The sequence below is a fragment of the Kitasatospora sp. NPDC023120 genome, assembly GCF_055560835.1.
This window is the reverse complement of record NZ_JBVHHY010000012.1, coordinates 167,232-185,950: the sequence shown is the minus strand read 5'-3', so window position 1 is coordinate 185,950 and position 18,719 is coordinate 167,232. Positions and strand designations below refer to the sequence as shown.

At 73.6% G+C, this 18,719-nt stretch carries 15 protein-coding genes; 6 read left to right on the top strand and 9 right to left on the bottom strand.

Features of this window, described 5'->3' with window-relative positions:
* The first annotated feature begins 53 nt into the window (after window positions 1–53).
* Complete coding sequence (locus tag ACZ3TI_RS19755; RefSeq protein WP_465727788.1) at window positions 54–2,426, top strand: RICIN domain-containing protein; 2,373 nt, start codon at window positions 54–56, stop codon at window positions 2,424–2,426.
* Window positions 2,427–2,538: 112 nt separating this feature from the next.
* Window positions 2,539–4,596: an alpha-galactosidase gene (locus ACZ3TI_RS19750; RefSeq protein WP_465727786.1), complete on the top strand. Its 2,058-nt coding sequence runs from the start codon at window positions 2,539–2,541 to the stop codon at window positions 4,594–4,596.
* Here the strand turns inward: ACZ3TI_RS19750 and ACZ3TI_RS19745 are convergent.
* Entirely contained in the window at window positions 4,586–5,008 is a 423-nt protein-coding gene (locus ACZ3TI_RS19745) for a hypothetical protein (protein ID WP_465727784.1), read from the bottom strand. The two genes, ACZ3TI_RS19750 and ACZ3TI_RS19745, sit on opposite strands and share 11 nt — an antisense overlap.
* A 195-nt stretch (window positions 5,009–5,203) precedes the next feature.
* Here ACZ3TI_RS19745 and sigJ point away from each other — a divergent pair, with 195 nt between their 5' ends.
* Window positions 5,204–6,136 carry an RNA polymerase sigma factor SigJ gene (gene sigJ, locus ACZ3TI_RS19740; RefSeq protein WP_465727782.1) on the top strand — a complete coding sequence of 311 codons (933 nt, stop codon included), beginning with the start codon at window positions 5,204–5,206 and terminating at the stop codon, window positions 6,134–6,136.
* Between the two features lie 125 nt (window positions 6,137–6,261).
* Here sigJ and ACZ3TI_RS19735 read toward each other — a convergent pair whose 3' ends face one another.
* Complete coding sequence (locus ACZ3TI_RS19735; RefSeq protein ID WP_465727780.1) at window positions 6,262–7,575, bottom strand: MFS transporter; 1,314 nt, start codon at window positions 7,573–7,575, stop codon at window positions 6,262–6,264.
* 54 nt (window positions 7,576–7,629) lie between these two features.
* Between ACZ3TI_RS19735 and ACZ3TI_RS19730 the strand changes: the two genes are divergently transcribed.
* From ACZ3TI_RS19730 to ACZ3TI_RS19720, 3 genes are all read left to right on the top strand, one after another.
* Window positions 7,630–8,463, top strand: coding sequence for an AraC family transcriptional regulator (locus ACZ3TI_RS19730; protein ID WP_465727778.1), 834 nt, complete (start codon window positions 7,630–7,632; stop codon window positions 8,461–8,463).
* Between the two features lie 49 nt (window positions 8,464–8,512).
* Window positions 8,513–9,256 carry an SOS response-associated peptidase gene (locus ACZ3TI_RS19725; RefSeq protein WP_465727776.1) on the top strand — a complete coding sequence of 248 codons (744 nt, stop codon included), beginning with the start codon at window positions 8,513–8,515 and terminating at the stop codon, window positions 9,254–9,256.
* Window positions 9,257–9,340: 84 nt separating this feature from the next.
* Entirely contained in the window at window positions 9,341–9,904 is a 564-nt protein-coding gene (locus ACZ3TI_RS19720) for a 3'-5' exonuclease (RefSeq protein ID WP_465727774.1), read from the top strand.
* A gap of 17 nt (window positions 9,905–9,921) precedes the next feature.
* Here the strand turns inward: ACZ3TI_RS19720 and ACZ3TI_RS19715 are convergent, their stop codons facing one another.
* The 7 genes from ACZ3TI_RS19715 to ACZ3TI_RS19685 form a co-directional block, all read right to left on the bottom strand.
* Window positions 9,922–10,695 (bottom strand): GNAT family N-acetyltransferase, encoded by a 774-nt coding sequence (locus ACZ3TI_RS19715; protein WP_465727772.1) that lies wholly within the window; start codon window positions 10,693–10,695, stop codon window positions 9,922–9,924.
* A 192-nt stretch (window positions 10,696–10,887) separates the two neighbouring features.
* A complete protein-coding gene (lanL, locus tag ACZ3TI_RS19710; RefSeq protein WP_465727770.1) occupies window positions 10,888–13,461 on the bottom strand; it encodes a class IV lanthionine synthetase LanL in 2,574 nt (857 codons plus the stop codon).
* A 49-nt stretch (window positions 13,462–13,510) separates the two neighbouring features.
* Window positions 13,511–13,666, bottom strand: a complete 156-nt coding sequence (locus ACZ3TI_RS19705) for an SflA family class IV lanthipeptide (RefSeq protein ID WP_465727768.1) — start codon at window positions 13,664–13,666, stop codon at window positions 13,511–13,513.
* Between the two features lie 240 nt (window positions 13,667–13,906).
* A complete protein-coding gene (locus tag ACZ3TI_RS19700; RefSeq protein ID WP_465727766.1) occupies window positions 13,907–15,205 on the bottom strand; it encodes a sugar ABC transporter permease in 1,299 nt (432 codons plus the stop codon).
* Window positions 15,202–15,990: an ATP-binding cassette domain-containing protein gene (locus ACZ3TI_RS19695; protein WP_465727764.1), complete on the bottom strand. Its 789-nt coding sequence runs from the start codon at window positions 15,988–15,990 to the stop codon at window positions 15,202–15,204. Before ACZ3TI_RS19695 ends, ACZ3TI_RS19700 begins: the two co-directional genes overlap by 4 nt.
* Before the next feature lie 169 nt (window positions 15,991–16,159).
* Window positions 16,160–17,254, bottom strand: a complete 1,095-nt coding sequence (locus ACZ3TI_RS19690) for a sugar ABC transporter substrate-binding protein (RefSeq protein WP_465727762.1) — start codon at window positions 17,252–17,254, stop codon at window positions 16,160–16,162.
* A gap of 501 nt (window positions 17,255–17,755) precedes the next feature.
* The gene (locus tag ACZ3TI_RS19685) at window positions 17,756–18,667 is read right to left on the bottom strand and encodes a phytoene/squalene synthase family protein (protein WP_465727760.1); all 912 of its coding nucleotides are present in this window, start codon (window positions 18,665–18,667) and stop codon (window positions 17,756–17,758) included.
* Window positions 18,668–18,719 lie beyond the last annotated feature (52 nt).

The following is an 18,719-nucleotide window of genomic DNA, read 5'->3' as shown; positions in this document are numbered from 1 at the left end:
TGAACGTTCAAACGCCTCACAGGCGAACCACCCCGACCGGAAGAGGACCCGCCATGCCACCCCGCACCCGCGCCTTACCGTCCGGTCTCCTGCTCCTGGCCGTCCTCGCCGCCCAGGCCCTCGGCGCGGGCCCGGCGCTCGCGGACGACGGGGCACCGGTGGTGGACGGCGGCAACTACGTCCTCGGCTCCGCGCTCGACGGCAGCTGCCTCGGCCCGCAGTACGCGCGGTCCGCCGCCGGCACCCCAGTCCTCGGGGCGGACTGCCAGCGTCTGCTCAGCCAGCGCTGGCAGCTGCGCCGCACCGGCGGCGACTACCTGCTCGTCAACGCCGCGAGCGGCCGCTGCCTCACCCTCGACGGTCCGGGCCACCCGCCCGCCACCGCCGACTGCGGAACCTCCCCCGACGCCGAACGCTTCACCGTCTCCCGTGCCCCGCAGGGTACTTACACCCTCACCGCAAGCGGCACCGACGCCTGTCTGAGCGCCGAGCCGACGCCACCCCGGGGGCACCGCCACTGCGACGCCCGTCCGGCCCACCGCTGGACGCTCACCCGCAGCGAGCCCCTCGCGCTCGCCAACCCCGGATTCGAGCAGGGCGCCGACGGCTGGGCGCTCGGCGAGCACACCGGCATCGCCACCAACAACCCGCACAGCGGCACCCGCCTCGCCTACCTCGATGCCGGGACCGGCTACACGGTCACCCACCGGACGACCGCCGTCACCGCGGGCAGCCACGACCTCTCCGCCTGGATCGCGACCGGCGGCGCCGGCGGCACCTTCTCGGTCAGCGTCAACGGCACGGTAATCCGCTCCCTCACCCTCCCGGCGCAGCCCACCTACGCGAAGTACACCCTCCCCCGGGTCCGCGTCGCCCCTGGCGACCTCGTGGTCCTCACCGTCGGCTCCTCGCCGACCGGTTGGGTCAACGTGGACGACGCGGCCGTCGCCCCGTCCGCCCCGAACGACCCGGTGGTCAGCTCCTCCGACCCCGAGGTCGTCGCCCGGTTCGACTGGGCCAAGACCAAGGCCAACAGCTGGGTGCAGCAGGCCGGCGGCACCGGCGTCCGCGACATGGACGAGAACCACCCCGGCGGCACCGGCAGCATCGCCTACGACGCCACCTACTGGGCCGGCTACCCGTTCCGATCCGCCTTCTACAGCCGGGACTTCGCCCACCAGCTGGTCGGCGCCCACCTGCTCGGCCTGGACGCCGAGAACAAGACCATGCTGCGCGGCTTCGCCGACTCCGCGACCGAGGTCAACGGGCTCTACCCGGTCTGGGCGCTCAACTTCGACGCCCGGACGTACGGCGCGATCGACTACCGCAGCCCGAGCCGCTTCGTCCGCGAGCTGCCCGCACCGTTCGAGCTCGTCCAGAAGGCCGGTGAGGCCTACCGCTGGACCGGCGACCGCGACTACGCCGACGACCCCGCCCTCGGCACGTACGTCCGCCACACCCTCGGCCCGTTCATCGCCCGCCACCCCGGCCCGGTCGACAACGGCGGCCTGCCGATCCCGCAGGCCACCAGCCGCAGCATCTTCGCCGGAACGGCGAGCTACGCCGAGAACGCCGCCGGCACCTACGCCGAGGCCGGTGACGCGCTGGGCGCCCAGTACCAGGCCTACCTCGCCGCCGCCACCCTGGCCGACGCCCGGGGCGACACCGCCTCCGCCGCCGACCACCGGCGCGCCGCCGATGCGCTGCGGTCGTACGTCAACTCGCGCTGGAGCGTGGACAGTCGGCAGCCCGGGGAGGTCGTGCACGGCTACGACACCGCCGGCCGGCCGGTCACCGGCTGGGGGTACGAGGCGAGCGTGCTGATGCCGGTCAAGCAGCTCCTCGACCCGGGCCCGCGCCGGGACGCCCTGCTCGCCGCCGTCGACGCCGCCGACTCCGGTCCGGAGCGCTCCGTCAACCTGGAGGCCTACACCTACCTGCCGGACGCCTTCTTCGCCAACCAGGACGGCACCACCGCCTGGAAGTGGATGCGCCACGTCTACGAGAGCGTCGGCGAGCCGCACGTCAGCGGGCAGCTGCTCAACGGCGACTACCCCGAAGTCCCGTTCACGCTGCTCGCCCAGACCGTCCAGGGCCTGCTCGGCGTCGAACCGGACGCGGCCGGCTCCGCGCTCGCCACCACCTCCCGGCTGCCCGCCTCGATGGGCTGGCTGCAGGTCGCGTCGATCCCGGTCGGCGGCGGCGCGGTGACCGTCCGCCACGACGGCGAGCGGAGCAGCAGCGTCACCAACACCGGTGCGAAGACGCTCACTTGGGAGGCCAGGTTTCGGGGTGAGCACACGCGCGTCACCGTCGACGGCGAGAGGCGCGACGCCCGGACCAAGACGGTCGACGGCGTCACCTACACCTACGCCACCGTCACCCTCGCCCCCGGCCGCTCCGCCACCGCGGCCGTCACGGACTGACTCCCACCACACCGCTGTACCCCCACACCGCACCACCCGCGGCCGGCCGGCCCCACCCGGCCGGCCGCGGTTCCCCCGCACCACCGACCCCCACACCCTCAGGAGCGCGCGCATGCGCCGAACTCCCCGCCGCCTCGCGGCAACCCTGCTCTCCCTCGCCCTCGCCACCGCCGGACTCAGCGCCGTCGACCTCGGGACGGCCGTCCCCGCCGCCGCGCTCGGCAACGGCAACGCCCCGACCCCGCCGATGGGTTGGAACTCCTGGAACTCCCTCGGCACCGAGGTCACCCAGGAACAGGTCGTCCAGACCATCGACTTCATGGCCGCCAACGGCCTGGTCGCCGCCGGCTACGACACCGTCACCATCGACGACGGCTGGTCGCTGTGGCACCGCGACGGCCAGAGCAGCGATCTCGTCCGCAACGCCGACGGCGGCCTGCAGCTCTACGACGCCGCCGGGAACCCGGTGAGCGGCAGCGACGGCACCGGCAACGACCCCACTTCCGGCCACCTGGTCCCGCGCCCCGACCACTTCCCCGCGCAGACCGTCGACGGCCGTACCGTCAACGGGATCGAGTACCTCGCCCGGTACGCGCACGACAAGGGCATGAAGTTCGGCCTCTACGCCACCGACACCTACGTCACCTGCCAGATGCACCCCGGCAGCCTCGGCCACGAGAGCACCGACGCGGCCGACTTCGTCGCCTGGGGCGTGGACTTCGTCAAGTACGACGACTGCCCGTACGGCCCGCGCATCGTCGGTCCGGACGGGCACGACTACGGCACGCAGGGCGAGGGCAAGGAGCTGACCCGCTCCGTCTACGCCCGGGTGCAGACCTTCCAGCACGCCCTGGACGCCGCCTCCGCCGCCCAGGGCCGCCCCAGGGTCACCCTCAGCGTCTCCGCCCAGCCCGTGCACACCGGTGTGCCGTACCTGCTCGCCGCCGACGACCCGGCCCGCACCGACCCGGTCGTCCGGGCGGCCGGGACGGCCCCCTTCCAGGCGCCCGGCTACGCGCCGACCGGCGTCTGGTGCGGCCAGGTCGCGAACCTGTGCCGGATCGGCGGCGACCGGGACAGCGAGCTCGACGGGGTGCTCTGGAACGGACAGTTGCGGACCGCGCTGCAGTACCCGGGCAACGTCCGCCCGGGCAGCTGGAACGACCTCGACATGATGTTCACCGGCTGGCAGGACGTCTACGGCCTGTACGGCACCACCGACACCTGCCCCTGCCACAAGCCGTTCACCGACGACGAGTCCCGGACCGAGACCTCGGTCCTGGCCATGCTCGCCGCACCGCTGATCTCCGGCGCCGACCTGCGCACCGCCGAACAGTCCCGGCACAGCGCCGACGGCTACAGCTGGTCCACCGGGATCAGCGCGGCGAGCCTCGCGATCCTGAAGAACCGCGAGGTGGTCGCCATCGACCAGGACAGCCTGGCCGAACCCGCCACCCTGGTCGGCACGCGGCCTGCCGACGGGCGGGCACCGCTGGTGCTCAAGCGGCCGCTGGCCAATGGGGACACCGCCGTCCTGCTGGTCAACCAGGACCCGTCGGCCGCCCGGACGGTGGGCACCAGCCTCACCGAACTCGGGCTCACCGGCTCCGGTTACCGCGCCAAGGAGCTGTGGACGGGAGCGAGTTCGACCGTCACCGGCCCGCTCGGCGCCTCCCTGCCCCCGCACGGCGCGGCACTCTACCGGCTCACCGCGCAGTCGACCGGCGGGGCGTCGGGCGTGGTCGACGACGGCCGCTACCACGTGCTGACCACCGCCGGCGGCCTGGCACTGAGCGTCTCCGGCTCCTGCGGCTCGCCGCTCACCTCGATCGCGGACCTGGAGCCGGTGCGCGCCGGGGACCCGGCGCAGCAGTGGACGTTCACCCGCAACCCGGACGGCACGGTGCGGATCACCGACGGCTGCGACACCGCGACCCACCGCCACACCGCGCTCTCGGCCGGGGCCTGCGCCGGGAACAGCGCCTACCTGCTCGACCTCGCGCCGGGGAACCCCTGGCAGGAGTGGAAGGTGACGCAGGACCCGGCCACCGACGCCCTCGGCCTCACCGTGGTCGCCACCGGACTCGCCCTCGGCGTCTCCTCCGCCGCCCCCGGCACGCCCGTCACCACCGACCCGCCCGCCGGGCAGAGGTGGACGCTCAGCTCCTGAGCCCCCCGGTCCGGGCACCGGCCGCCTGCGCGACGCGGGCGGCCGGTGCCCGGACCAGTGCTGCCATACTCAGGCCGAAGATGAGCACGCCCACCGGGACGTGCACCGACGGCACGTGCGCGATGCCCAGGACCACCTGCGCCGAGGCGAGCAGCAGGAAGCCGGTCGAGTACAGGATCGGGCGGGGCGATCCACCGCCCGGGCGCCAGGCCAGGATCGCGGCGAGCACGTACAGCATCGACGCGCCGTACATCACGCGGGCCCCGACGCCGTGCAGCGTCTCGCCGTAGGAGGTGGAGAGCAACAGGCCGGCCGTGACCGCCTGGAAGAAGACTGCTGCGGTCTGCAGGGCGATGGCGACCCTCAGGAAGGTGTGGCTGCGCGGTCCTGCTGTTGTCGTCGGTATGGCCATGGCGCGGTCCCCTCTTCTGCCTCGCGGCGGTGATCGTTAGTGTCTCGGTCATCCGACGACGTGGGACCGCCAAGTGTGAGGTGGGAGTCCGGTCCCACGGCGCGGTGCGCCGTTTCGTCGGAACGGCGAGAGCGTCGAGAGCGTCGAGAGCGTCGAGAGCGGAAAACACCTCAGGACCAGGGAGCGGGCCCGACCATGAACACCCCATCCGAGCCGGACCTGAGCGCCGTCGTCGGCGAGCGGCGGCAGCTGATCAACCTCGCCTACCGGTTGCTCGGCTCCCTGGCCGAGGCCGAGGACGCCGTGCAGGAGACGTACGCCCGCTGGTACGCGATGCCGAGGGAGCGGCAGGAGGCGATCGCCTCCCCCGGTGCCTGGCTGACCACGGTGGCCACCCGGGTCTGCCTGGACCTGCTCGGGTCGGCGCGGGCACGGCGCGAGCGCTACGTCGGCGAGTGGATCCCCGAACCCCTGCCGGACCGCACGGAGTGGGTCGGCTGGCCCGGCGGCGGCAGTGAGGAGCCGTCCGACCCCGCCGACTGGGTCACCCTGGACGAGTCGGTGAACATGGCCTTCCTCGTCGTGCTGGAAGCGATGACGCCGGCCGAGCGGGTGGCGTTCATCCTGCACGACGTCTTCCGCTACCCCTTCCCCGAGGTCGCCGAGATCGTCGGGCGGACCCCGGCGGCCTGCCGGCAGCTCGCGTCCTCCGCACGCCGGCGGGTGCGCGCCGCGCAGGCTCCGACGGCACCCAGAGCCGGACAGGCAGGTCTGGTACGGCACTTCAAGGAGGCCTGGGAGGCGAGGGACATCCGGGCCCTGGTCGGGCTGCTCGCTCCCGACGCCACGATGACCGCCGACGGCGGCGGGATGGTCGGCGCCGTCCTGCGCCCCGTCCTGGGCGCCGAGCGGATCGCCCAGTACCTGATCCACATCGCCGACAAGGCGCCCGGGCTGACGCTCCTGGAGCGGTCGGTCAACGGCCGGCCCGGCCTGGTCGCCCAGCACAGGGGCGTCACCGCGACCGTGGCGGCGTTCGGCGTGGACGACGGCCGCATCACCCGCATCTGGGCGGTCCGCAACCCGGAGAAGCTGCGTCCGTGGACGGAGGACGGACGGCTCCGCTGAGGTACAGCCGTGGCCCGGCACCGAGGCCCGCGAGCTGGTCGCCCGCTGCTGGGCACTGCTGCTCGCCGACCCCAGGCCGGGCGCGCCACGGCTGTTCGAGGCCTACGCGGAGGTCGTCGCGGCGGTCACGGCCTGACCCGCGCCGCCGGCCTCCGCACGGGATCCACCGCGTCCGGCCCGACGTGTTCCGGCAACACCCGCTCCGGCTCCGACTCGGGCTCCACGGACTCGGGCACGACCGGCTCGGGCAGCCTCCGGAACAGCGCCCAGCTCAGCACCGGCATCAGCACCAGCGGCAGGAGCGCCGTCCGCAGCGAGGTCGCGTCCGCGAGGCTGCCGATCAGCGGGCCCACCAGGCCGCCGATGCTGACCGTCAGCCCGAGGGTGATCCCGCTCGCCGTGCCGATCCGCGACGGCAGGTAGTCCTGCCCCAGCGTGACCTGCAGCGAGAACGGCACGTACAGCCCCGCCGAGGTCAGCGCCACGAACAGGTACAGCGCCGGGCCCGGCACCAGCAGCACCCCGGCCACCGCGACCGCCGCCACCAGGTACGACCACCCGGCCACCGCGACCCGCCCCCACCGGTCCGCCAGCGCGCCGCCCAGCACCGAGCCCACCGCGCCGCCCGCGTACAGCACCACCAGCGCCGCGGTGCCCGCCGCCGCCCCGCCGCCCAGGCGCTGGGTGACGAACAGCGAGAGGAAGGTGCTCAGCCCGACGAAAGCGATCGAACGGCACACCACTGCCAGCGACAGCCGCACGAAGGCGGCCCGGTCGTCCGCCGTCTGCGGCCGCGGTGCCTCCGCCCCGGCCGCGCGCCTCCGCTCCAGCTCGCGCAGCACCGGCAGGCACAGCGCGGTGCCCGCGAGCGCCGGCAGCACCAGCAGCGGCGTCAGCCGCAACCCCCCGGTCCCGACCACGGCGGCGACCAGCAGCGGCGCCGCCGCGAAGCCCAGGTTGCCGCCTAGCGAGAACCAGGCCATCCCCCGGTGGCCGCCCCGACCGCCCCGCGACCGCTGCGCCGCCAGCCGCGCCACCCGGGCCGACTCCGGGTGGTACGCCGCCACCCCCACCCCGGACAGCGCCACGAAGGCGAGCGTCAGCCCGTACGAGCCGCTCACCCCGCTCAGCGCGATGCCCGCCCCGCCCAGCAGGGTGCTCGCCGGCAGCAGCCAGGGCAGCGGACGGCGGTCGGTGAGCGCCCCGAACAGCGGCTGCGCCACCGAGGACAGCAGCGAGGCGGCGAGCACCACCCCGGACACGGCGGCGTAGCCGTAGTGGCGCTCGGCCGCGAAGAACGGCACCAGGGCCGCCACCGCGCCCTGGTAGACGTCCACGCAGGCATGCCCGACGGAGAGCAGGAGGATCGACCGGTGGTCGTGGGTCCGCTTCGGCTTCTCGTGTGATCGCGTCGGCTTCTCGTGTGTTCGCTTCGGCATTCCGCCATGCTCGCTGCGGGGCCCCCTGTCGGACTTCCGATAATCTGCCAGACAATGCCGAGAATCCGCCATGATCCCGTCGCCCCGACCCGCGCCCAACTCCTGCCGCCCGGCGGCGAGATCGACGCACACCGGCACGACGACCACCAGATCGCCTACGCCGCCCGCGGCGTCCTGACCATCACCACCGACGCCGGCTCCTGGGTCGCCCCCGGCAACCGCGCCCTGTGGATCCCGGCCGGTACCGTCCACGCCCACCAGGCCCACGGCGAACTGGAACTCCACCTCGTCGGCCTGCCCGCCACCGAGAACCCGCTCGCCCTCGACCGGCCGACCGTCCTCGCCGTCGGACCACTGCTGCGCGAGCTGATCGTCGCCTACACCCGCGGGCCCGAGGACCACAGCCCCGAGGACCACAGCCCCGAATACGCCCGGCTGCGCGCCGTCCTGCTGGACCAGCTGCGCGCCTCGCCGCAGCAGCCGCTCCACCTGCCCACCCCCGCCACGCCCGTGCTGCGCGCCGTGTGCGCCCTGCTGGAGGCCGACCCCGCCGACCGCCGTACCCTCGCCGCGCTCGGGCGGGCCGTCGGCGCCGGCGAGCGCACCCTCTCCCGGCTCTTCCGCGCTGACCTCGGCATGACCTTCCCCCAGTGGCGCACCCAGCTGCGGCTGCACCACGCCCTCGTCCTGCTCGCCGAGGGAATGCCGGTCACCGCCGTCGCCCACCGCTGCGGCTGGGCCTCCGCCAGCGCCTTCATCGACGTCTTCCGCCGCACCTTCGGCCACACCCCGGGAGGCCACACCTCGGGAGGCCAGTCCCACGCAGGCCAGCCCCACGGAGACCAGCCCCCCGCAGGCCAGCCCCCCGCAGGCCGGGCGCCGCGCTGAACCCGCGGGGTGCGCCCCGGTTGTCCGTCCCGGGTGGCAGGCTGGGGGCATGTGCGGCCGCTTCGTCTCCACCACCACGCCCCAGGACCTCGTCTCGCTGCTCGGAGAGCTCCGCTGGGACCCGGCCGAGACCTTCGCGCCGAGCTGGAACGTCGCGCCCACCGACCCGGTCCCCGCCGTCCTGGAGCGCGTCGACCGGGACACCGGCGAGGTGCTGCGCCAACTGCGCCCGCTGCGCTGGGGACTGGTCCCGTCCTGGTCCAAGGACCCGTCCGGCGGCGCCCGCATGATCAACGCCCGCTCGGAGACCGTCGACACCAAGCCCGCCTTCCGCAAGGCCTTCGCCGCCCGTCGCTGCGTCATCCCCGCCGACGGCTACTTCGAGTGGCGCGAGGTCCCCGCCACCGCCGACCGCAAGAAGTACAAGCAGCCGTACTTCCTCAGCACCGGCGGCGTGATGCTGATGGCCGGGCTCTACGAGTTCTGGCGCGACCGCACCCGCGCCGACGACGACCCGCTCGCCTGGCTCGCCACCGCCACCGTCATCACCACCGACGCCACCGACAGCGCCGGCCGCGTCCACGACCGGATGCCCCTCACCATCGCCCCCGACGACCTCCCCGGCTGGCTCTCCCCCGCCCACGTCGACCCCGCCGAACTCCACCACCTCCTGCGCCGCCCCGCGGACGGGGAGCTGCGCGTGCGCGCGGTCCCCACCGCGGTCAACAGCGTCCGCAACAACGGCCCCGAGCTGCTGGACACCGCTCCCGACCCCCTGGGCCTCGCGGACTGACGCGCACAACCCCACCGCGCCGCAGGCCACGGGCGGCGAAATCCGGATGCCCCGGGGGCCGGGAGGTTCCTACGATCTCCCCTCATGAACGTCAACGAGCACCTGCTGAACGTGGTCGATGTCGAAGCGACCTGCTGGGAGGGACAGCCACCGCCCGGGCAGGTGAGCGAGATCATCGAGATCGGACTCACCGTGGTCGACCTGCGCGCCGGCGAGCGCCTCGCCAAGCACCGGCTGCTAGTGCGCCCGGCCCGCTCGGAGGTGAGCCCGTTCTGCACCGAGCTGACCGGGCTGACCCAGGCCGAGGTGGACGGGGGCCTCTCCTTCGCCGAGGCCTGCCGGACACTGAAGGCCCAGCACCGGACGGGCTCACTGCCCTGGGCCAGTTGGGGCGACTACGACCGCAACCAATTCACCCGACAGTGCCGCGACACCGGCACCACGTACCCCTTCGGACGGCACCACACCAACGCGAAGATCCCCTTCACCGCCTCGTACCGGCTGCGCCGACGCCCCGGCATGGCCCAGGCCCTCGCCTTCGCCGGCCTCCCGCTGGAGGGCCGCCACCACCGGGGCGACGACGACGCGTGGAACATCGCCGCCCTGGTCCTGGACCTGGCCGGACGCGGGGAGTGGCCGGTCGGCTGAGGTCGGTGGGCTCGGCGTCAGGTGCGCTCGAAGCCGTGAGTGTGCCCGATGACCTCGAAGCCCCGGCGGGCGTACCAGCTCCTCGGCCAGTCGTCGGACTCCGCGATCAGGAAGCGCGTGGCGCAGCCGGCTCCCGCCGCGCGGTGCAGGGCGGCGGCCAGGACGGCGTCGGCGTGGCCGCGCCGACGGTGTGCCTCGGCGGTCATCAGGTCCTCGACCTGGGCGATCCCGAGGGCGGGTTCGAGGTAGAGGTCCGCCCAAGCGGCCACCTCGCCGTACTCCGCCCGCGCGCCGAGGAACCGGACGCGCTCGGCGCCTCGCCGGGAGGCAACCCGCCGGTCGACCAGCAGGCGGATCACCTCCTCGTCAGCGTCCGGGAGCGCCGCACGCCAACTCGCCGCCAGCGGCTCGCGGAGCGCCTCCAGGTCGACCTCCTCGACGGTGCGGCCGTCGTCGGCGGCGGGGGTGCGGCCGGTGTGCAGCATCACCAGGTAGGTGCTGTGCCGGTACCCGGCCCGCTCGAACGGCGCGGCGCACGCCTCGCCGAACTCCCCGTCCAGCACGGACACGATGCGGAACGGCCGCTCTCCCATCACCTCGTCGACGAGCCCCGGCAGGGTGTCCGGCTCCGCGTCCGTCCGGTCCACGACGACCTGGTTGTTCGACCACGAGCCCGCGAAGCGGTCGTCGAACACCGCGAACCCGCCCGGGAGTTCCACCGTGCGCTCGGCCCGTCGGCGGGCGAAGCCGGCCAGGAAGGCGTTGATCCGCCGCAGTTCGTCGTCCGACATACCACGCACTCTACGGGTTCCCGTCCCGTGCACCGTAGTTGGCGATCGAACACGACACCCTACCGGTACGGACGCGGACGTCGGGCCAGCCCGGCGCGCCCAGGTAGACCTCGTCGGGAGCGGTGGTGCGCCGACCATGGCGTACCGCAGGCTGCTGATGTCCGCCGTGCTGACCGGGCACTGGGCGAGTACTCAGCGCAGCGGCAGCAGTCCGGGCACCGGGCCGCCGCGGCGGGACAGGCGGCGCAGGAAGGTGGTGACGCCGGGTGTGCCGACCGCCCATGCGCGGGCCTCGACGTCGGGTTGCCGGCCGGCGAAGACCGGCCGCGTCGGCGGGCCGCCGGCGCGGGTGAGGACGAGGTGCGCGAGGTCTTCGGCGGCGGTCCAGTGGCGCGCGTCGCCGGTGGCCACGGCCAGGTCGACCAGGAGGTCCCCGACGCCGGCCAGGCCGCAGCAGCGGAAGACCTCGGCGGTTCTGGGGGCGAGTTCCCGGCAGGTGTCGGCGGCTTCGGCGGCCAGGGCGATCAGGTCGTCGTCGCCGTACCGCAGACCGGCCTGGACCAACAGGGTGCCGAGTCCGGCGAGTCCCCGGCACCACGCGAGGTAGCGGCGGGTCGCGCCGGGCCGGCGGGCGGCGTCCGCGATCCGGGGGAGGTCGGCCGCGAGGCCGTCGACGATCCGGCGGGCGGTGCGCTGTGACGCCTCGTCGGGCATGGCGAGCAGGAAGTGGGCGACGCCCGCGCGGCCGTGGGCGAAGCCTTCCGCGAGGGCGGCGGTGCCGGGGTTGGGCGGGTCCTCGGGATGGTCGAGCGGTCCGGTCGTCAGCCGGACGGCGCAGCGGGCGGCGACCGCGCGGTACCGGTCGGCCTCCGAGCTCACGACCTCCGACCCGATGACCTCCGACGCGCCGGCTCCCGAGCCGACGGCCGCGATCAGCAGGTGCCCGGTGCCGATCCCGGCCGCACCGGCGATCTGGTCCGTCCCCACGCCCGTCCCCACGCCCGGTCCGGACGGGAGCGGTGCCGTCCCGAGCGCGGCCGCCGCCTCCGCGAGGAACAGTTCGACGCCGGTGCGGCCCTGGTACAGCGATGCGTCCAGGTGGACGAGGGCCGGGTGGCCCGCGGTCCAGCGGGCCAGGTCGGTGGCGGCGGAGCGGGCGTCGGGGCGGTCCGGGTGCTGCAGCAGTTCGAGGCCGAGCCCGGCCGCGCCGTCGTAGAGGGAGAGGAGGGTACGGGGGCGCTCCGCGCCTGGGTCGGCGGTGACCAGCTCGCGGGCCATCCGTACACAGGTGGTGACGGTGTGCTCGAGGGCCTCGTCCAGCAGCGCCCGCCCGGGCCGCTCCGCCCGGCGCCGTACGAGTGCGGCAACGGCAGCGCCGCCGCGCAGTCCCGCTGCCGCCTTGGCGCGCTGCGCCGGGTCGAGGCTCAGCAGCCCGGCGACCAGGCCGACCAGCGGGTCGGTCTCGGCCTCGGGCAGGGCGGCGCGCAGGCAGGCGAGCGTGCGGTCGCGGTTGGTCGCGGGGTCGGGGTCGATCACGACGGGGTCGAGGCCGGTGAGGGCGTAGTGCAGGGTGGTGCCCAGCGCGTAGTGGTCCTCGGTCGGGTCGTCGCCGGTGGCGCCCGGCAGGCCGTATCCGGCGGTGGCGCCGGGTGGGCGGTCGCCGGCCAGGGCGCTCACCCCGAAGTCGACCAGGCAGGCGCGGCCGTCGTGGTCGAGCACGACGTTCGCGGGTTTGAGGTCGCAGACCACCACGCCGCGCGCGTGCACCGCGTCCAGGATCCGCAGCAGCCCGCGTGCCAGCCGCCACCCGTCGCGGCCGGAGGCATCCGCGGCGGCGGTGTACGGACCGGAGGTCAGGACCTCCCGCCGCAGGTCGCGCCGCCCGCAGGCGCCGCTGACCAGGTACTCGTCGGTGCCGTGCCGGAAGTAGTCGACCAGCGGCGGCACCCCGGGCACCCCGGCCAGTGCGGCGAGCACCCGGCGTTCGTGCCGCAGTCGGCCGCGGGCGTCGGTGCCGGCGCCGTCCTCGGCGACGAAGGCCCGGGCCTGCTTGACCACCACCTCGCGCCCGGTGGCGAGTTCGATCGCGCGGTAGACGTGGCCGCTCGGGGCGCGGGTGATGCCCGCGGTGATGCGGTAGCGCCCGTCGCCGACCCGGGTGGTCGCCGTCCGGGCGGGGGCGTCGTGCGGTGTGAACGGGTCGTCGGCCCAGGGCGGTTGGCGGTAGCGGGCCTCGGCCAGGCCCGGGAACAGCGAGCCGTCGGGGCCGGTCATGCCGCGCTCCGCCTTGTCCTGGGTGACCCGGAACGGACCGTAGCGGAGGTAGACCGGGGAGTCCGGCCGGATCCGGCGGTCGCTGACCACCCCGGGGCCGGCCCATCCGGTCAGCGCCTGGGCCAACTCCTGTCCCAGCGCGTGGACTTCGTCCTGCCCGGGGTAGACCGTCACGGCCTTCCCGACGGCGGCGGCGCCGTGCCGGCCGCTGTTGAGCTCCTGCAGCACTGCGGCGCTGTGCGCGAACTTCAGGTCGCAGGTGTGGCGCAGCAGGATCGGAACCACCACGTCCAGCAGGTCCGCGAGGGTGCCGGGGCGGGTGGAGACGTGCAGCTTCCAGCCGTGGGCCGGGTCCGGCATCCGCGGGTCCCGGAGGTACCACCACTGTCCGTCGGTGCGCAGCGGCCCGCGCGGGACGGCGGTGGCTGCGGCGAGCGCCTCGACGCGGCGCCGCAGCCCGTCGGCGGAGCCGGGGTCGGGTGGTGCGCTCAACGGTCCGCCCCTCCCCCGGTTCCGCCTGCTGCCTGTCGGATCGCCGGGATCAGAAGTCCGGGTTGCAGGGGAAGCGGGTCGGGACGTACGTGACCCACGGGTCGGCGAGACACGCGACCGGCGTGAGGTCCGCGTCGAGCTCGTCCTCGAACACGATGGTGTCCTCGTCGATGTCCAGCAGGCCGGCGTCACGGATGTCAGTCACCACTACGCACATGGCTGTCCTCCCTATGGTTCTTGTCGTTGGAACCTGTGGTGGAGCTGCCTCATGCTAGCCACGCCCGACAGGCCGTCACAGGGCCGCGACGGAGCCGACGATCCGTCTACGTCAAAGGGTGGTTCCGTTTGTGGACACCGCGTGTGTCCGCGGCTACGACGCGAACGGGCCGGCCCGGTACCCGAGGGGGTGGGTACCGGGCCGGCCCGTGCCGCGGGCGATGACGGGTCAGCGCGCGGCGGTCTTGCGGGTGCGGCGGGAGACGGAGTCCAGGACGACGGCGGCGAGCAGGACGGCGCCGGTGATCATGTACTGGATGGCCTGGTCGACGTGGACCAGGTCGAGGCCGGTGATGATCGACTGGATGACCAGGATGCCGAGCAGCGCGGACCAGGTCTTGCCGCGCCCACCGAACAGGCTGGTGCCGCCGATGACGGCCGCCGCGATGGAGTTCATCAGGACGTTGCCGCCGCCGAGGAGCTTGTCGGCGGAGCCCTGCTGCGAGGCGATGAACAGGCCGCCGAGGGCCGCCATGCCGGCGGAGATCATGAAGACCGAGATCCGGATCCAGGCGACGTTGATGCCCGCGCGGCGGGCCGCCTCCACGCCACCGCCGACGGCGAAGATCTTCCGGCCGTAGCCGGTGCGGCGCAGGACGAAGTCGGTGATGACGACGACCGCCAGGAAGACCAGCAGGGGCAGCGGCAGGCCGCGGTCCTGGTTGAGCATGTAGGCGGTGGTCAGCGCGAGGACGGCCAGGACGCCGGTGCGCAGCGCGATCTCGCTCATGGGGCGCGCGGCGAGCCCGGCGGCGGTGCGGCGGCGGGCGTCCAGGAGCTGCCCGGCGGCGAAGAGCGCGATGCCGAGGACGGCGAGGCCCCAGGTGTAGGCGATGTCGCCGTCGCCGAGGAAGTAGGTGTCCAGGTTGGCCAGGACGCCGTCGTTGACGACGTTGACGGTGCCCTTGTCCCCCAGCACGTACTGCTGCAGGCCGCTCCACGCGAGCAGGCCGGCGAGGGTGACGACGAAGGCCGGGACGCCGATCTTGGCGAAGAAGAAGCCGTGCAGGGCGCCGATGGCGACGGCGGCGGCGATCGCGATGAGGCAGGAGAGCCACTCGTTGTAGCCGGAGCGCGCGGACAGCACGGCGGCTATCGCCGCGGAGACGCCGGCGACGGAGCCGAGCGAGAGGTCGATCTCACCGAGGAGGAGCACGAAGACGATGCCGACGGCGATCAGACCGGGGCCGGCGATCCACTTGGTGATGTTGGTGAGGATGTCGGCGTTGAGGAAGTCGCCGGTGATGCTCTGGAAGATGACGCCGATGAGGATCAGGCCGAGGACGACCGGCACGGAGCCGAGGTCGCCGTTCTTCATCTTCCGCTTGAACTCGGCGAGGTAGCCGGCGAATCCGGCCTCGCGGACCAGCAGCCGGGGGTCGACCGCGGGCGCGGCCGGGGCGGGCTGGTCGGCGGGCTGCTCGGCAGGCTGACCGACGACCTGGTCGGTGGTGTTCTCGGTGGTCACTTCGCTTCCTCCGCGAGTCGTGCCTGGCGGCGGGTGACGGCGTTCTCGGTGGCGCCGGTGATGGCGGAGATGATCTCCTCGTGCGAGGTGTCCGCCACCTCGAAGACGCCGTTGTTGCGACCCAGGCGCAGGACGGCGACGGTGTCGGCGACGGCCTTGACGTCGGCCATGTTGTGGCTGATCAGGATGACGCCGAGGCCGCGGTCGCGCAGGCGCTCGACGAGGTCGAGGACCTGGGCGGTCTGCTCGACGCCGAGGGCCGCGGTGGGCTCGTCCAGGATGACGATCTTGGGGTCGCCGACCAGGGCGCGGGCGATCGCGACCACCTGGCGCTGGCCGCCGGAGAGGGCGGCGATGGGGATGCGCACGCTCGGGATGCGGATGGAGAGGGTGTCCAGCAGCTCGCGGGCGCGCTTCTCCATGGCGACCTCGTCGAGGGTGCCGAAGCGCTTCAACTCGCGGCCGAGGAAGAGGTTTCCGACCACGTCGAGGTTGTCGCAGAGCGCGAGGTCCTGGTAGACCGTGGCGACGCCGAGGGCCTGGGCGTCGTGCGGGCGGCCGATGGAGACCGGCTGCCCCTCCCACTCGATCGTCCCCTCGTCGATCGGGTGGACGCCGGCGATGGTCTTCACCAGCGTGGACTTTCCGGCGCCGTTGTCGCCCACCAGGGCCACCACCTCGCCTGCGTGGACCTCCAGGTGCACGTCGGTCAGTGCCTGGACCGCGCCGAAGCGCTTGTGGACCCCGCGCAACGCCAGTACGGGCGCGCCTGTCACGTGAACCATCTCCTTCTTCCCGCGCGCGCCGTGATGGTGGGTGGGCGGCCGGGGTGGCCCGCACGCCGGGCGGGGCGGGCGGGTGAGCGTCGAAAAGGGGTTGCCGGGGCGGGCACTGGGCCCGCCGCCCGGGGCGGGCGGTGCTCCCCGGGGAGGTGGGGAGCTCCGCCCGGCGGTGTTACTTCAGGCCGGCGGCGGCGCAGGCGGCGGCGTAGTCCGCGGTGCAGATGTCGGCGACCTTGTAGAGGCCGTCGGCGATGACGGTGTCGTTGATGTTGGCCTTGGTGACGACCTTGGGGTCGAGCAGCTTGGCCGGGATGCCCTTGTCGGTGGCGCTGTCGACGCTGGAGGAGGCCACGGACTTGACGTCCTTGCCCTGCAGGAGGTCGACGGCCAGCTCGGCGGCGTTCTCGGCGAGCGGCTTGTACGCCTTGTAGATGGTGTAGGCCTGGTCGCCGCTGACGAGGCGCTGGACGGCGTCGAGGCCGGCGTCCTGGCCGCCGACCGGGACCTTGATGCCCGCGCCCTGGAGCTGGGTGATGATGGCGCCGGCCATGCCGTCGTTGGCGGAGTAGACGGCCTGGAAGCCGTCCTTGCCGAGCTCGGTGATCGCGGCGCCGATCTTCTGGCCGGCGACGGTGGGCTTCCACTCGCCCGACTGCTCGTAGACGACCTTCTTCACCTTGCCGTCGAGCACCTTGTGCGCGCCCGCCTTGAACTGGCCGGCGTTCGGGTCCGCGTCGTCGCCGTTGATCATGACGACGTTGGCGTCGGCGGCCTTGCCCGCGAGGGCGTCGACCAGGGCCTGGCCCTGGAGTTCGCCGACCTTCTCGTTGTCGAAGGAGACGTAGGCGGCGACCGGGCCGGTGGCCAGGCGGTCGTAGGCGACGACCTTGACGCCCTTGGCGGCGGCCTCCTTGACCCAGGCCTGGGTGGAGGTGGCGTCGAAGGCGTCCAGGACGATGACCTTCACGCCCTGGGCGATCAGGGTGTCGAACTGCTGCTTCTGCTTCGACGCGCTGCCCTCGGCGTTGTTGTAGAGCACCTTGCAGTCCGCGCACAGGGCCTTGACCTTCGCCTCGATGAACGGGCGGTCGAAGGACTCGTAACGGGTCGAGGACGCGTTCTCGGGCAGCAGCAGGCCGATGGACTTCGTGTCGCCGGAGGCGGCGGAGTCCTTCTTGTCGCCGCCGGCCTTGCCGCAGGCGGCCATGGACAGGGCCATCGAGACGGCTGCGGTGGCGATAACGGCGCGACGCATCGTTGCGTTCATGGTGGGGGTGCCTCCCTGACGTCGCCGCGACAGTGCGGCGGGGTGGGAGGAGTCAACCCGCACATGCCAGATGGAGTCAAGAAGTAAATCCAAGACGTGATCACGTGGGACATTTTCGTTATCTTCCTGAACACAGGCACCACAGATGCGGCCTCTCCGGATACGCAGCGACGCCAGGGCGAGACGTTCGGTGACGACAATCGCGTCCAGGACACGTGCAGGACACGCGCAGGACAGCGCGCCTGTCGCCCGCCACGTCCGGATTCGGGCGCGGCAGGCACTGGACGACGGCCAGGGGGGTGGATGCGTTCAAGATGTGTCGGCCGGGGTAGAGTTCGCCCACCGGACCCGCCCCCGGTCGCGATCTCGCGGGGCGGCCGTCCCCGCCCGCTCCCCGCTGCGGACCCGATTCACCTACCCGGACCGGCTTCTGACGAAACGTCAGCCATGTGACGCGCGTAGACGACTGCGCCCACAGGTCGGCGGACACGACCGGTCCCGTCAGCCGCGCAGCCGCCGGGCCCGGAGGTACTCCCGGGCGAGCAGCCGCAGCGCGGCACCCTTGGCGGGGCTCGCGGAGCGGCGCAGCAGCGCGCCCCGGTCGGCGCGGGCGGCGGCGCTGACGAGTTCGTCCACCCCGACGATGCACCGGACCATCGGCCGGTGGGCGGCCGGCACCAGGTCGACGACCTCCCGGCCCTCGGCGAGGGTGCGGTCGACCCGGTCGAGCAGCCGGCCGAGCAGCGCCCGTACCGGCGGCAGGTCGCGGGCCTGTTCCAGGTCGTCCCGGGTGACGCCGTGCTCCCTCAGGGTCTGCTCGGGGATGGTCAGCCGCCCCTCGGCCAGGTCCTCGGCGAGGTCGTTGACGAAGTCGAGTCGCTGGCTGGCGTCGATGTAGGTGCGGCAGCGGGCGCGGTAGGCGCTCTGGTCGCCGTCCGGGCCGAGCAGTGCGGCGACGACCATGAAGCCGGGCAGCGAGTACCCGTCCACGTAGGCCTGGTACTCCTCCTCGGTGGCGAACCCGGTGAAGTCGAGGTCCGCGTCGGTCGCGGCGAGGAAGTCCAGCACCCGGTCGCGCAGGACGGGGTGCGCGCCGATGCTGTGCAGCAGGGGGCGCAGCTCGGGGTTGTCGGTGCGCCCGGCGACGAGGCTCGCGGTGACCTCCCGCTGCCAGCGGGCGGACGCGGCCCGGCGCTCGGGGAGCGGGCCGCTGTCGAGGAGGGTGTCGGTGCGGTGCATGAAGGCGGCTGCCGCGATCACGGGCGGGACCATGCGGTCCGGCAGCAGCAGGCCGGCCGCCAGCGTGACCTCCCGCTTGTACCGGGTGACCTGTCGGCGCTGTCGGTCGTAGTCGGCCCGCAGCCCCGGGTCGTGTACGTCGGCCGCGTCCAGCGCCCGCTCCCACCTGCTCACTCGGTCCACCCCATCGTGTGTTCGATCGGGATCGAGCGTAGTAGGTGGGAGC